This is a genomic window from Pseudomonas sp. PL-6 (assembly GCF_054110165.1).
This window is the reverse complement of sequence record NZ_CM134189.1, coordinates 3,002,252-3,016,768: the sequence shown is the minus strand read 5'-3', so window position 1 is coordinate 3,016,768 and position 14,517 is coordinate 3,002,252. Positions and strand designations below refer to the sequence as shown.

Genomic DNA, 14,517 nt, shown 5'->3' with positions numbered 1-14,517 from the left:
AGCGGCGGCTAGACCTGAATCCGGATGATCCGGCGAATCCAGAAAATCCCTATCAGCATGGCGGCGAAAGCCGCCATCACCAGCTTCTGGCCGATGGGCTCCTTGATCAGCAAGGGCAGATAGGTCGGGCTCGACAGCACGATCGCCGCAGCCAGCACGAACGGCACGGCCACCAGCACCCAGGCCGACATGCGCCCCTCCGCGGACAAGGTCCTGACCTTGCGCTGGAAGCGAAAGCGACCGCGAATCAGGCTGCTCAACCGCTCCAGCACCTCGGTCAGGTTGCCGCCGGTGTCGCGGTGGATCAGCACCGAAGTCACCAGCATCATCACCGTCATGCTCGGCATGCGTTCGAGCAGACCGAGCATGGCCCGGCGCACGTCGTTGCCGTAGTTGATGTCGGCGAAGGTCAGGCCGAACTCATGGGCCACCGGGCCGCGGTGCTCCTCGGCCACCAGTTGCAGGGTCTCGTTGAACGGGTGGCCGGCGCGCAGGGCGCGGCACATGGCGTCCAGGGCATCCGGCAGGCCCTCCTCGAACTCGGCGAAGCGCCTGCCGCGGTCGCTGGCGATCTTCAGCACCGGCAACCAGCACACCGCCAAGGCCACCGGCAAGGCCAGCCACCAGAACCGGGTGAACCACCACAGCAGCAGGCCGGCGGCCACCCCCAGCAGCAGACCGAGCAGCACCACCCGGTAGGCGCGGTAATGATGCCCGGCCTGCTCGATCATCTGCGCCAACGCATCCATGGCCGGCAGCTGCTCCAGCCGCGCCTCCAGCGGCGACAGGCGACGCAGGTACTTCTGCCGCAGGATCGTCTGCATGTTCGGCAGGTTGCTGGCCTGCTCCAGCACGTGCAGACGCCCGCGGATGCGCTTGCGCACCTTGCCCGCCTCGCCGAACACCGGCACCACCAGGCCCTGGCTGAGGAGGAACACCGCGGCGAAGACCATGCCGAGGAAGGCCAGGATGAATTCGCTGGGAATCTGGTTCATGACTGCCCCTCCATCCATTCCGGACGGAACAGGTTCAGCGGCAGCTCGATGCCACGCTTGGCCAGCACGTCGCGGAAGGCCGGCACCATGCCGGTCGGTCGGTAGTCGCCGAGCACTTCGCCCTGTTCGCCGATGCCGCGGCGGACGAAGGCGAATATCTCGGTCATGGTGATGATCTCGCCCTCCATGCCGTTGATCTCTTGCACGCTGACCAGCCGCCGCCTGCCATCCTCCTGGCGCTCCAGCTGGATCACCACGTCGATGGCCGAGGCGATCTGCTGACGCAAGGCCTTGATCGGAAAGGTCGCGCCGGTCATCGACACCATGTTCTCGATGCGCCCCAGGGCGTCGCGCGCGGTATTGGCGTGAATGGTGGTCAGCGAGCCGTCGTGGCCGGTGTTCATCGCCGTCAGCATGTCCAGCGCCTCGGCGCCGCGCACCTCGCCGATGACGATGCGGTCTGGGCGCATGCGCAGGCTGTTGCGCACCAGCTCGCGCTGGTTGACCTCACCGCGGCCCTCGATGTTCGGCGGCCGGGTTTCCAGGCGCACCACGTGCGGCTGCTGCAGTTGCAGCTCGGCCGAGTCCTCGATGGTGACGATCCGCTCGTTGTGCGGAATGAAGCTGGACAGCACGTTGAGCATGGTGGTCTTGCCGGTACCGGTACCGCCGGACACCAGCACGTTCAGCCGCCCGCGCACGATGGCCTTGAGCACCAGGGCGATGGCCGGGGTCAGGGTGCCCATCTGCACCAGGCTCTCGGTGTTCAGCAGGTCCACGGCGAAACGCCGAATCGACATGCTCGGCCCGTCGATGGCCAGCGGCGGGATGATCGCGTTGACCCGCGAGCCATCCTTGAGCCGGGCGTCCACCAGCGGCGAGGACTCGTCGATGCGCCGTCCCAGGCTGGAAACGATGCGGTCGATGATGTTGAGCAGGTGCTGGTCGTCGCGAAAGCGCACGTCGGTGCGCTGCAGCTTGCCGTGGCGCTCGACGTACACCGAGGCATGGCCGTTGACCAGGATGTCCGACACGCTGTGGTCGGCCAGCAGAGGCTCCAGCGGGCCGAGCCCCAGCACTTCGTCGGTGATCTGCTTGATGATCAGTTGGCGGCTGCTGGCGCTCACCGGCGCCGAATGCTCGTCCAGCAGGCGCTGGCTGAGCTCGCGGATCTGCCGGCCGGCTTCGTCCGGTTCGAGGGAGTCGAGCAGCGACAGGTCCATGACCTTGAGCAACTGCTGGTAGATCCTCTCCCGCCACTCGGCTTCCATCGGGTTGAGTCGCGACTTGGTCTCGTAGAGCGCATCCGGCGCACTGTTTTCCCAGGCCATGGGCGCCTCGGCGCTCTGTTCGCCAAGCACAAGCTCCTCGGGCGCGGCCGTCGGCGGGCTCTTGACGGCTTGCTGGCGTAGGCGATTGCGAAATTCACTGAGCATGGTCTATCCCCTGAACAGTCGGCCAAAGGTGCGTTTCAGCAAGCCCTGCTCGGCAGCCTTGGTGCCGAGCAGGGTCTGGCTCAACTCGCGCATGCCGAGGGTCAGCGGGGCGCGCGGCGCATGCAGCTCCAGCGGTACCCCGGTGTTCTGGCTCTCGCTGACCACCAGGTAGTCGTTGGGCAGTTTCTTCAACGCCGTGCAGCGCAGCGCTTCGGCGATGTCCTGCAGGCTCACCGGCGCGGCCTTGTCGTAGCGGTTGACCACCACCTGCAAGCGCTCACCCTGCACGCCCAGTTCCTCGCGCATGATGCGCACCAGACGGGTGGCGTCCTTCAGGTGGCTGAGGCTCTGCTGGACCAGGATATAGACCTGATCGGCCTGCTCCAGGGTAATGCCGGTGAGGTGGTCGATCTGCCGCGGCAGGTCCACCACCACCCAGTCGTAGGTGCTGCGTGCCAGCCGCAGCAGCGCCTCCAGCTGCTCCAGACGCACGTCCTGCGGCAGGCACAGCTCGCCGGAGCGGCCGCCCAGCACATGCAGGGTCGGGCTGAAATGGCTGCAGAAGCCGCGCAAGGCGACACCGTCCATGTCCTCGATCTGTTGCAGCACCTCCACATGGCTGTGCGTCGGCAACACGTCCAGGCAATGAGCCACGCTGCCGAACTGCAGATCCAGGTCCAGCAACAGGGTATTGCCGCCGCGCGCACTCAACTGGTGGGCCAGGTTGCAGGCCAACAGGGTGGCGCCCGAGCCACCCTTGGCATTGATCACCGCGATCAGCTTGCCGCCCGAGATTTGGCCGGCCTGAGTTTCCTGGATCATCCGCCCCAGGGCGGCCAGAAGTTCGTCGGCGGCCACCGGCTCGGGCAAAAAATCGCGGGCGCCGGCCTGCATCGCCAGGCGGATGCCTTCGCGCTCCTCCAGCGGGCCACAGACTAGCAAGGGCGGCCGCTCATGGGCCGGCCGCAGGAGCAAGGCCGCCAGCTCCTCGCGCCACAGGTGACTGACGCGCAGCAACAGGAGATCGGGCATCTGTTCCAGGCCATACAGGGGGTCGGTATGCCCGTTGCTCACCAGCCTGGTGCTCACATGCAGGTTGGCCAGGCGCTGGCTCACCGTGCGCAGATGATTGAGGGCAGACGCGTCGCGACTGCTGATCAGCAGTTGCAAGCCACGCTTGCCGGCCGCGCGCGCGGCCGTCGGCGCTTCACTGGACTTCAACATGATGTGTCTCCACCCTCGCCATCGGAGCCGAGGCTTTCGCGGGGCAAGATCGCCCTGAACACCGGCAGGCTGACGCCCCCAGCGAATCCAGGAATGAGTAACGTGAAGGTAAAGTTTTCGATGCTGAGCTGGACGAAACGGATCGAACTCAGATTCGCCGGATCATTGGGGCTGGCCACCACGGCGCCATTCTCGTCCAGATAAACCAGGCTCAGATCGGCCGTATCCAGGTTGCCGATCAGGCCGCTGGCCCCCTCGTCGTTCGCCGCATTGAAGATCGCCCGCCGCAACACCACCGGGTCGCTGATCTGACAGACCGCCGCCAGCCGCGCGCCCCGCCGTACCACTTCGTTCAAGGTGCCGACGGTGAAGTACAGGCGACCCATTTCCAGCACGCCGAACAACAGGGTGAACAGCAGCAGGCCGATGATGGCGAACTCCACCACGTACACCCCCTGCATGCGTTTTCCGTTCATCACAGCACCCTCATGACCACGCTGGAATTCAGCGTGATGCCCAGGACAATCGGTTCACCGAAGAAGGTCGGCAGTGCGGCGCCGATCACCGGACGAAACAGGTAGGCGATACTCACTCGCACGTGCTCGCCGCCGACTGGCTCGACCGTCACGTCGGCGGTCGTCAACTGCGGCACCACCGGTGGGTAGCCGCCTGGGTTGGCCGGCACGCCATAGACGGCGACGCTCTTGGTCTTGCTCTGCAGATCGCCGTTCAGATCGATCTGCCCCAGGGTCGCGTTCCAGGCTTGCCCGGCGACATAGCGACCGGCGTCGCGGCTGGCCTGCAGCAGGCTGTTGTAGTGGTAGAGCATGCGGCCGAACTCGCCGATGGCCAGCAACAGCAACAGCAGCAACGGCAGGGCGATGGCGAACTCCACCATGGCCACGCCGCGCTGAGCCTGGTCGGGCTTGAATGAATGAACGTGCATAAGCACCTCCCAGTAACTGGGTCCACCGCATAGCCCGGAAGCAATCCAGGAACGGAGTTGCACGGGGCTCCTGCCTCCCCCGGATTGCATCCGGGCTACAACGACCGCTGACCGGTCGACACTGCGCCTAGGAATCCGGGCTCGGCGTCGTCGGGTCGAGATAGGTCTTGTACAGCTGAATGATCTTCGGCCCCACATCGTCCAGTACCGGCCCGGGCACGCTGTCCCCTTCGCAATCGGTGACGAATTGGCCGAAGATCTGCGCCTGGTTGCCTTGCTGGCTGACCGTCTGGACCAGAAAGAAGCAGCCGTAGCCCAGCACCGGCACCGAGGTCTGTCCGCCGGAGGCGCCGTCGCAGTCGCCCACCACTATCTTCAACAGGCGCCGCTCGAACACCCCGTTGGCCTCGCAACCGCTCGGGCAGCCGGCAACGCTGTCAACCCAGTCGTTGTAGTCGAGCAGTGCGCCGCTGCTGGTGTACAGATCGCCGCCACTGGATTGGACCTGCTGGTTCTGGTGCACCACATTGGGCTCGGCGTAGGTCATGCGCGGCGTGGTGAAGCTGGTCACCAGATCCGGCGGGCAGGCCGCGGCATTGACCGGCCCGTTGTACACCCCGAAGCGGGTATTCAGGCCCTGGGCCACCGGGCCCACGCTGTTGCCCGGCTCGGTCTCGACCGGCTCGCCCGTGGTCAGACACTGGTCGATGCCCTGGCACAGGGCGTCGCGGATATCGTCGGCACCGGTGTTGTCGCCCAGACGGATCAGCTGGAAGTTGCCGGGGCCGATGGCCGGCGCGTTGCCGGCGGCGCTCTTCAACACTTCCAGGTCGCCGAAGCGATAGCCCCAGAACAGGCCATTGCCCGGGTCGTACTGATCGGCATCGCCACAGACCATCAAGGGCGCCAGGTTGCAGGGTGCGGTCTGGCTCGGCCCGGCGGTGGCGATTGCCGCCACTGCCTTGTCGCCGAGGTTGCCCACGCCGAATGCCGCGGCGAAATCCCAGAAGAACCGGCTCAAGGAATAATTGGCCACCGTCACCCGCACGAAACGGGCATCGGTCGGCCCCGGATAGGCGAAAGGTCCTTCGACGCTGGTGGCCAGCTGCACCACGGCAAAGGCGCCGACGCCGCCGGCGGCGCTGATGGCGTTGGCCAGTTCGCCATTGCCGGCTGCGCCGGCATTGAGCGCCAGAGTATCGAGCGCCGCATCGCGCGCCAGGCTCGATGCATTGCCCGAGCCCATGACCTGGCTCAGGGTCTTGGCGCCGCTCAGCGCCGCGGCGTCCACGGCACTTTGCAGACGGGTCTTGTTCGCCAGCATATGGCCGCCGTCCAGGGCCAGAGCGGCCATCAGCAACATGGCCGCCAGTGCCACCACGACCAGCACTATCACCGCCCCCCGCTGACGACGTGGCAGCGGACGAAACGACCGGTGCATACGGGGGTTCATGCTCGTGCCCTCAGTTGCCGATATTGATCTGGATGGGCTGACCGACCTGTTGCGCGTCACCGGTCACCCCGCGATAGCTGTCCATGACCTTTTCCGTCAAGGGTCCATCGGTACCCGTGGCGGAGACCTCGCTACCAGGAGCGGCCGCCTGCGCCTTGTCGGCGATCTGCTGGTAGTGGATGTCATAGATGGTGGAGCCCAACGGGCCCACCCGGCCCTCGTCGTAGCTCATGCAGCCGGCCAAGGCTGACGCCAGCAGGCACAGGGCAATCGTGGTTTTCATGGTCACTGCCTCCAATCGTTGCTCTTGCGAGGCCCGCCAGGGCGAACCTCCTTGCACATTTGCAGCCCGTGTAGGCGCCAGCTGTAACTACTCGAGATCGTGGCCGAAACTGCCCTCGCTGACGCCCAGGCTGACGGGCACCTGCCGCCCCATTTGGCGTCCCTTGGTCTTGCCGAGCAGGTAGAAATCCAGATCGCTCGGCTCGACGAACTTCTCGGTGGGCAGACGCACGCTGCGGGCATCTATGGGTTTGGCCAGGTGCGGTGTCACCAGGATCACCAGTTCGGTTTCGCCATTGAGGAACTGCTGGCTACGGAACAGGTGACCAAGCACCGGGATATCGCCCAGCCCGGGAAAACGGCTGACGAAATCGCGGGTGTTCTCGCTGATCAAACCGGCAATGGCGATGGTCTGGCCGTTTCCCAGCTCGACAGTGGACTGCGCGCTGCGCTTGGTCAGCGACGGAATCACCTGGGTCACCCCATCGCCCAGAACGCTATCCAGGCCGGTGTCCAGCACCAGCGAGTTGACGTTGGAAAGCTCGCTGACCGAGACATTCAGATTGAGGTTGATACGCCCGGAATCGAGCACCACCGGGAGGAATTTCACCCCCACGCCGAACTCCTTGAACTCGATGGTGATGCCATCGTCCTCGGTGATCGGCACGGGAAACTCGCCGCCGGAAATGAACTCCGCCTGCTGCCCGGTGAGGGTGGTCAGGGTCGGTTCCGCCAGGACCTTGGCCGAACCGTTGTCCTTGGACGCCTCCAGTACCACGTTGAACAGGAACTCGTCGGAGAGGAACTGCGCGAAGATGCCCTTGCCGCTGCCGATCAGGCTGGTCGGGTCGGGAATGATGAAGCCGTCGTTCACCGGGTCGGGCACGAAGCCCAGGGGAATGCCGCCCGCGCCGGTGCCACTGTTGAAACCGCCGCCGGACCAGCGTCCGGAGGAGCCGAAGTCCAGGGCGTTGAAGCGCACGTTGAGGTTCTTGAACAGGTTGCGCTGGATCTCCGCCACCTTGACCTCCAGCATCACCTGCTGGCTGCCGCCGACGGTGAGCAGGTTGATCACCTCCAGCGACTGCGTCGGCGCCGCCGCGGCTGCCTCGCCCTCGCCCTGCACCACGCTGGCGCTTTGCGCGGTGTAGCTCTTGGCCAGCTTGATCGCGGTATCCATCACGGCGGCGCTGCTCACCTGACCGCGCAGCACCAGGGCGCCCTGGGCGCTGAACACCTCGATGCGCTCGTTGGGCATCAGCTGATGCAGCTTGCCTTTCAGGCCGCCCAGATCGTGCACCACTTCCAGATCGAGGCTGTCGATCAGGCGGTTGCCGCCATCCCACAGCAGCACGTTGGTGCTGCCCAGGGAGCGACCGAGCAGATAGAGCTGGGTCGGGCTGGTGATCAGGATATCGGCGATCTCCGCATTGCCCACCGAGACCCGTTTCACCGGCGCACGAGTGGTCAACACCCGCGACTTGTAGATCGGCACCTGGATATTGCTGATATTGGCGGCCGGCATCGCGGCCGCCGCCGATGGCGCCTCGGCTGCCTGCACCGCGGCACCCGACAGCAGCCAGGCGCCTAGCACGTACAACGCAAAGGTCCCGAGTCTCTGGATGTTATCCATGTCCTGCTCCTTTCTGGGTATGCCGCTTTGCCTGATTGCAGGGGGGCGTCGAACGGTTCCGATGCCGGCACCTGGCCTCTCTACAGCTGTACCTTGCTCACCTCGACAGCGGTGCCGCGGATGATGGTGACGCCGCCGCCATCACCGCCGCGGCGCGCCGGCTTGAGCACCTTGACGACCGGGGCGGGCGCAGGTGCGACCGCGGGCACCGGCTTGGCAATGACTTCCGGCTTTTTCTGGTCGTTCAGCGGGTTGCGCAGCGCCAGCTGCAGCTTGCCTTCGGTTTGCGCCTTGACCAGTACCTCGGCCTCTTCGCTGGTCATCTCCAGGGTTACCGCGCGCACCACCACCGGCTGGGTCTTGTCGGTGCTGGCGGTCTGGTCGACGGCGAGCACCCGGAGGTCTTCGAGGATGGTTTTCGATTCGGCTTCGTTGTTGCCGCCACTCTTCTTGGTGGCCAGTACATCGACGCGGTTGCCTGGCAGCAGGAAGCCGCCAACGCCCACCACATCGTCGACCCGCACCGACACCGCCCGCTTGTTCGCCTCGATCAGCGAGGCCAGGGTGCTGCCGCCAAGGTGCTCGGCCAGGCGCGCACCACGCACGATGTCGCCGCGCAGCATGGTGAAGGTGGCGATCTTGCCGACCACCTTGTCCGTGGCATCGAAGGCATCGTCCGGCGCGGTACCCCTGGGCATGCGCACCACGGTCACGTGCTGGGCCTCGACCATCTGCCCGAAGGGAATCTCCACGGTGCTGACCACCACGTTCTGCAGGTTGTCGTCCGGGCTGGCATTGAGCCGGGCGCTGAGCCAGTTGTTGGCCATCCAGGCGGCGCCCAGGCCGAGAATCAGGGAAAGGGCTACCAGGGTGAGAGTACGTGCGCTCATGTCTGTATCTCCTTATCCAAGAAAGTCGAGTTGGACGAAGTAGTTGCGCCAGGCCCACTCCAGCTCGCGCGCAGACAGCGGCCCGGAGCCATCGAGGTAACGCTGGCGATCCAGCGCCATGCCCAGCAGGTCGCGCGGGTGGCAGGGCACCAGCGGCATGCCCTCGGTCTCGTACAGGCCTTGCAGCACATAGCGCAGCAGAATCGGGTCGTAGGCGATGCCCAGGCGCTCGCATTCCTGGCGCCAGATGCGCTCGTACTCGTGGGGCTTGAGGTAGTCGAAATGCAGCTTGTAGCCGATGCGTCGGAGGAAGGCCTCGTCGGCCAGTTCCAGCGGGTTGAGGTTGGTGGAGAACACCAGCACCAGGTCGAACGGCAGCTCGCAATGCCGCCCTCCGCCGAGATTGAGGAAGTCGCGTTTCTCCTCCATCGGCACGATCCAGCGATTGAGCAGCTCGGCCGGCGCCATGCGCTGGCGCCCCATGTCGTCGATGATGAACAGACCATTGCTGGCCTTGAGCTGCAGCGGCGCCTGGTACTGGCGGCTGAACGGGTCGTAGCGGATATCCAACTGTTCCATGCTCAGCTCGCCGCCGGTGATCACCACCGGGCGCCGGCAGCACAGCAGACGACGGTCGATGCCTTCGTTGAGTATCAGGCTGTTTGCCTGCCCGTCGTCATCCAGACGCTGATGCACCTGGGGATCGTAGATTTCGATCACGGCGTCGTTGATGGCGATGGCGTAAGGCACCCAGACGGCCTCGGCGAACAGACGAATCAGACGGCTGCTGATGTAGGTCTTGCCGGTGCCGGCCGGGCCGTAAATCATGATGGCGCGCCCGGAATTCAGGGCTACGCCCAGTTGATCGAGCATGGCCTCGGACAGCACCACGCTGGCGAAGGCCGCATGCATGTCGCGCGAGGTGATGCGGCCATGGTGGATGGTCTGCACCTTGAGCAGCGAACGGTAGCCGCTCACCGGATAGGGAGCCGCGCCGATATAGCCGCTGCGTGCCAGGGCATCGCGGGCGGCGCTGCGACCGCGCTCGGTCAGGCCGTAGCGCAGCCCCTGGCTGGCCGCCTGCGCCCCGGCCTGGCCCAGTACCTCGACCCGGCCATCCTTGCGCAGAAAGGCCAGGATCTCGTCCAGCACTGCGCCGGTCAGCGCCAGGCGCTCGACCAGCTGCGGCATGGCCAGCACCCCGGCATCGTGCAGGTGCTTGCACACCAGATCGCCGAGAAAGTTATCCGCCAGGCCGGTTTCGCTGATGCTCCGCGGCTGCGGGGCCAGACGTTCTACGGCTTCGCGTTCGCTGGGGTAGGCATCGCTGTCGCTGACTGCATACATGACGTGCCTCCCGGGTCATTGGGCGAAATGCAGCCAGTACAGACTGGCCAGGGTGCCCAACAGAATCGCCGCCGAATAAGGAAAGGGTTTGCCGGCTACTTCATCCGCTGCCGGAGCAAGGTAGGCGCGGGCCTTGAACATCAGCCCGTAGCGTCCCAGGGTCTGCAGCAGCTGCCCGCGTAGCAGCACGAGCAGAAAGCCGCACAGGCCTCCGGCAATCAGGCTGAACAACGCCGCCCACAGCGCACTGCTCGGGGTGAGAAAGGCGCCGACCATGGCCATCAGCTTGACGTCGCCGGCGGCCATGCCGCCCAGGGCATACAGGGGCAGAAACACCGCGAAGCCGATCGACAGCCCCAGCAGGCTGGTGGCCAGACCAGCCAGACCGCCGGCATAAGCCTGGCCGGCCAGCCCCAGGGCCAGGCCCAGCACCACCAGAAGGTTGGGAATGCGGTGGCGGCGCAGATCGCTCGCCACCGCAATGCCCAGCAGCCCTAGCAGCACAATGACGGGGACCATCTGCTCCATGGACATAGCTGCAGACTCGATCTGTGACTTCAGGTAATGGCGTCAATCAGATCTTGAATCACGCCAGCTACAGCTGTTCCCAAGTTGGTAAACGCTGTAACCACCACCAGTGAAATAAGCCCACCGGCCACGGCATATTCCACGACGGTCAGACCATCTTCGTCTTTTACGAACTTCATCACCGAAGTCTTGATTGCTTGAAAAGTCATTTCGCCCACCTCACTCGAAAGTTGTTCTTCCAGGAAATCGGCGGCACTACCTGCCCCGCCTGCTTGAACCCTAGTCAGGCGGGCAAGCAGGGAGTTAGGAGTTTTTTGCGAATCGCTAGGACTTTTTTGCCGCACTGGCAGGCTCGCCCGGAGGCCATCGCCGCCCTCCTCGGCCGGCCAGGAAAAGTCCAGCTAAAGGAATAACTTACGGATGATTCTGCAACTAATTCTCAAGCGACCGGCGGTAGTTGGCCAATATATCCAGAAAACACGAGGAGTCCGCGTGGCACTAGGCACGCAGATAAATCTAGAGCGTAAGAACCTAAGCCACCTGTTTCTTATTTTTATTCGATCTTTACAGTAGTGGCACAGTGACAATACTCAAGGCGGGGAGGCGCAACAACAGAGGCGCAGAGCTAAGGGTATGAAGTCTAACTCGGCCACAAAGCCATTCTTGCTATGGCTCGATCTGACGCACGACCGATCGGTGGAAGAACTGATCGGCCATTTCCGTTCAACCTGCGATTGTCGTCTGGCCAAGAACTCCGCTCTGCCGGAGCGCACCCATGAACAGCCGGACATGATCTGCATGCATTTCGACCGCCCGGATGCACTCGGTCTCAACCTGTTGCTGGAGGTCAAACGTACCGCGCCCTCGATCCCGATCACCATGTTCACCGTGCAACACTCGGAGGAGTTGGCCGTATGGGCCATGCGCTCGCGGGTCTGGGAATACATGGTGCTGCCGCTCTCGGCGGCGGAGAAAAGTCGCTACCTGCACTCCCTGCAGCAACTGTGCGAGCTACGCCGCAGTGTCAGCGGTCACTCCAGGAAACCGCTGGTGGAGCGTCACCCGACCCTGCCCGAAAGCATCCGTCTGACCACCGAGCACCAGAAGCAGCAGCCACTGCACAAGGTGTTGCAGCATATCGATCAGCATTTCCGTGAGAGCGTCGACCAGAAGGATCTGGCGCAGCGTTGCGGCATGACCCCCTTCCGCTTCAGCCGCCTGTTCAAGGACGTCGTCGGCGTCGGTTTTATGGAGTACATCCTGAACAAGCGCATGGACTTCGCCAAGGAGCTGCTCGACAACAGCCAGATGCCCATCACCAGCATCGGTTACGAGGCCGGCTTCAAGGACCCCTCCTACTTCGCCCGCGCCTTCAAGCAGTCCTGCGGTTGCACGCCCAGCGAGTACCGCCAGGCACACCGCCCCGGCCAGGTCATCGCAGACGAGCCGCACATGCCGGCGCTCGACAGCCTGGTCCTGGGCAGCCACACCTGATCGGCCCTGCCGCCAGCCCGCCTGCCGCTCCGGCCGAACGGCTGCACGCCGTGCACCGCTAGTCGCCCCGCGCGTCTCCGTAGCCTTACGGATGGCAGCCCCCCGAGGCGGCTGGCATGATATCCGCCGTGAAGCCCCTGACCGACATCCGCACCCTGGTTCTCTGGCTGGCCCTGTTCGCTCCCGTGGCGGTCTGGATCGGCTGGCAGGAGCAGGCCGACCGTTACGAGCGCTTCTTCCAGGACACCAGCATCGCGCAGCGCATGCTCAGCCAGAAGGTCGTGCAGCACGAAGCGGTACTGGCCACACTGGCCGCGCTGAGCCATCCGCCCAGTCCCGCCCAACTGCTGCCCAGCCTGCAGCCGGCCATGCCGCAGCTGCTGGGCCTGGGTTACCTGCGCGGCGGCGCCTGGGAAGGCAGCGGCGCAGCTTCGGCGGGCCTGCCTGGCGCGCTGGAACAGGCCCGCCAGCTGGGGCGCCCCGTCGCCCTGGCGGTGGATCGGGCGCGCTACTGGCTGGTGGCCCCGTCGAGCTGGAGCCTGTTGCTGGATGCCCGGCGCTTTATTCCCGCCGGCGACTTTCCCCCGACGCTGGCCACCCTGACGCTGGACCTGGGCATGGGGCCGCTGACGCTGCTGGCGCGCCAGCCCGCTGGCAGCTCGCTGGGCGGCACCATGAGCCTGCACAAGCCCCTGGGCGCGGCCAGCCAGCCCTTTCCCCTGCACAGTTGGCGCAGGCTCACACCCAGCGACTGGCCCTGGACCGAATGGCTGGCCTGGGCGCTGGCCAGTTACCTGCTGGCCGCGGCCAGTGCGGCCTGGCAGCGCTCGCGCGCCGAGGCGCGACGCCGGCAGGAAGAGGTCCGCCTGGCGGCGATGACGCGCCTGAACACCCTGGGGGAAATGGCCGCCGGTATCGCCCATGAACTGAACCAGCCGCTGACCGCCATCCTCGCCCAGGTACGCGCCGCCGAACGCCTGCTCGACGACGAGGAGGAACGCCCCGCGGTGCGCCAGGCCCTGCTCGCCAGCGCCGGCCAGGCGCGCCGGGCGGCGGACATCATCAGCCGCATGCGCGGGCTGGTGCAGCCCTGCGCGCCCTCCCCGCGCGCGGCGGTAGACCCCGATGCCCTGGCGGCTTCGCTGCTGTTCCTGCGCGAAGAGGAGCTGAGCCGCCGCGGCATCCGCCTCAGCTGGCACAACGCGAGCCCCGGCGCCCGCCCGCTGGGCGACCGGGTGGCACTCGAACAGATCCTGCACAACCTGGTGCAGAACGCCGTCGATGCCCTGGCCGACTGGCCCGCCTCCCGCGTCATCGCCCTGAGCGGCGGCCGCGACGGCATGGAATACCGGTTCGAGGTCAGCGATAACGGCCCTGGCATCCCCGACGAAGCCCTGCCGCGGCTGTTCGAGCCCTTCTACACCACCCGCGCCCAGGGCATGGGGCTGGGCCTGGCGCTGTGCGAAACCCTCGCCGGCGCCATGGACGGCCGGATCACGGCGCGCAACCTCGACCCGGCGGGCGCCTGTTTCACCCTGCGCCTGCCTATCGCCGGAGCCGCTGCATGAGCCTGCCCGACCATTCCCCGCTGGTCCATCTGGTCGACGACGATGACGCCGTGCGCGAGGCCCTGGCGCTGTTGCTGCGCAGCGTCGGCTTGCGCAGCGAGGGCCATGGCGACCCTCAGGCCTTCCTCGCCTCGCTGTCGCCGCACGCGATCGGCTGCGTGGTGCTCGACATCCGTATGCCCGGCATCGGCGGGCTGGACGTGCTGGCCAGGCTGGCAGAGCTGTCCGACTTGCCGGTGGTGATGCTCACCGGTCACGCCAACGTCGACCTGTGCCGCCGCGCCTTCAAGAGCGGGGCCATGGAGTTCCTGCAGAAACCGGTGGACGACGACGTGTTCCTCGACGCCGTGCAGGCCGCCGTGCGCAGCCATATCGCCAGCCGCGAGCGCCTGGCGCTGACCCAGGCGGCCGTCGAACGGCTGGCGCGCCTCTCCGGGCGCGAGCATGAGGTGCTGGTGCGTATCGTCCAGGGCATGAGCAACAAGGAAATCGCCCGCGAACTCGATCTGTCACCACGCACCGTGGAGACCCACCGGGCCCACGTCTTCGACAAGCTCGCGGCCGACTCGCTGGCGCAGCTGATCCGCCAGTACGCCGGTCTGCTGGACGCGCCGCCTCCGTAGCACTACGGAGCCCTGGGCGTAGTCGAGCGAATACCCCGGCTGGCTGGCGCTGGTCACACTGACGACTCCTCACCTCTATCCACGACAAGGAGTTAGCC

15 protein-coding genes are annotated in these 14,517 nt (G+C 65.7%); 3 read left to right on the top strand and 12 right to left on the bottom strand.

What is annotated here, in order from left to right; genetic code table 11:
- Positions 1–8: 8 nt before the first annotated feature.
- The 12 genes from ACW9UL_RS12715 to ACW9UL_RS12660 all read right to left on the bottom strand — a co-directional run bounded on the left by ACW9UL_RS12715 (position 9) and on the right by ACW9UL_RS12660 (position 10,943).
- Complete coding sequence (locus tag ACW9UL_RS12715; protein WP_457787229.1) at positions 9–995, bottom strand: type II secretion system F family protein; 987 nt, start codon at positions 993–995, stop codon at positions 9–11.
- Positions 992–2,431, bottom strand: coding sequence for a TadA family conjugal transfer-associated ATPase (locus ACW9UL_RS12710; protein ID WP_457787228.1), 1,440 nt, complete (start codon positions 2,429–2,431; stop codon positions 992–994). Before ACW9UL_RS12710 ends, ACW9UL_RS12715 begins: the two co-directional genes overlap by 4 nt.
- A gap of 3 nt (positions 2,432–2,434) precedes the next feature.
- Complete coding sequence (locus ACW9UL_RS12705; protein WP_457787227.1) at positions 2,435–3,655, bottom strand: AAA family ATPase; 1,221 nt, start codon at positions 3,653–3,655, stop codon at positions 2,435–2,437.
- Positions 3,649–4,131 (bottom strand): TadE/TadG family type IV pilus assembly protein, encoded by a 483-nt coding sequence (locus ACW9UL_RS12700; protein WP_457787226.1) that lies wholly within the window; start codon positions 4,129–4,131, stop codon positions 3,649–3,651. Before ACW9UL_RS12700 ends, ACW9UL_RS12705 begins: the two co-directional genes overlap by 7 nt.
- Complete coding sequence (locus ACW9UL_RS12695; RefSeq protein ID WP_457787225.1) at positions 4,131–4,601, bottom strand: TadE/TadG family type IV pilus assembly protein; 471 nt, start codon at positions 4,599–4,601, stop codon at positions 4,131–4,133. Before ACW9UL_RS12695 ends, ACW9UL_RS12700 begins: the two co-directional genes overlap by 1 nt.
- A gap of 127 nt (positions 4,602–4,728) precedes the next feature.
- The gene (locus ACW9UL_RS12690; RefSeq protein ID WP_457787224.1) at positions 4,729–6,042 is read right to left on the bottom strand and encodes a pilus assembly protein TadG-related protein; all 1,314 of its coding nucleotides are present in this window, start codon (positions 6,040–6,042) and stop codon (positions 4,729–4,731) included.
- Between the two features lie 22 nt (positions 6,043–6,064).
- Positions 6,065–6,337 carry a hypothetical protein gene (locus ACW9UL_RS12685; protein ID WP_457787223.1) on the bottom strand — a complete coding sequence of 91 codons (273 nt, stop codon included), beginning with the start codon at positions 6,335–6,337 and terminating at the stop codon, positions 6,065–6,067.
- A gap of 87 nt (positions 6,338–6,424) precedes the next feature.
- The gene (locus ACW9UL_RS12680; RefSeq protein WP_457787222.1) at positions 6,425–7,969 is read right to left on the bottom strand and encodes a type II and III secretion system protein family protein; all 1,545 of its coding nucleotides are present in this window, start codon (positions 7,967–7,969) and stop codon (positions 6,425–6,427) included.
- Positions 7,970–8,049: 80 nt separating this feature from the next.
- Positions 8,050–8,859: a Flp pilus assembly protein CpaB gene (gene cpaB, locus ACW9UL_RS12675; RefSeq protein WP_457787221.1), complete on the bottom strand. Its 810-nt coding sequence runs from the start codon at positions 8,857–8,859 to the stop codon at positions 8,050–8,052.
- A 12-nt stretch (positions 8,860–8,871) separates the two neighbouring features.
- On the bottom strand, positions 8,872–10,206 hold the full coding sequence (locus ACW9UL_RS12670) for a DUF8689 domain-containing protein (protein WP_457787220.1): 1,335 nt from the start codon (positions 10,204–10,206) through the stop codon (positions 8,872–8,874).
- Between the two features lie 15 nt (positions 10,207–10,221).
- Positions 10,222–10,740, bottom strand: a complete 519-nt coding sequence (locus ACW9UL_RS12665; RefSeq protein ID WP_457787219.1) for an A24 family peptidase — start codon at positions 10,738–10,740, stop codon at positions 10,222–10,224.
- Positions 10,741–10,763: 23 nt separating this feature from the next.
- On the bottom strand, positions 10,764–10,943 hold the full coding sequence (locus tag ACW9UL_RS12660; protein ID WP_457787218.1) for a Flp family type IVb pilin: 180 nt from the start codon (positions 10,941–10,943) through the stop codon (positions 10,764–10,766).
- A gap of 424 nt (positions 10,944–11,367) precedes the next feature.
- On the opposite strand from ACW9UL_RS12660, the gene ACW9UL_RS12655 reads away from it, so the two are divergent.
- The 3 genes from ACW9UL_RS12655 (at position 11,368) to ACW9UL_RS12645 (ending at position 14,419) form a co-directional block, all read left to right on the top strand.
- Entirely contained in the window at positions 11,368–12,228 is an 861-nt protein-coding gene (locus ACW9UL_RS12655) for a helix-turn-helix transcriptional regulator (RefSeq protein ID WP_457787217.1), read from the top strand.
- 128 nt (positions 12,229–12,356) lie between these two features.
- Positions 12,357–13,796, top strand: a complete 1,440-nt coding sequence (locus ACW9UL_RS12650) for a sensor histidine kinase (protein WP_457787216.1) — start codon at positions 12,357–12,359, stop codon at positions 13,794–13,796.
- Positions 13,793–14,419: a response regulator transcription factor gene (locus ACW9UL_RS12645; protein ID WP_457787215.1), complete on the top strand. Its 627-nt coding sequence runs from the start codon at positions 13,793–13,795 to the stop codon at positions 14,417–14,419. The genes ACW9UL_RS12650 and ACW9UL_RS12645 overlap by 4 nt, the downstream gene beginning before the upstream one ends.
- Positions 14,420–14,517 lie beyond the last annotated feature (98 nt).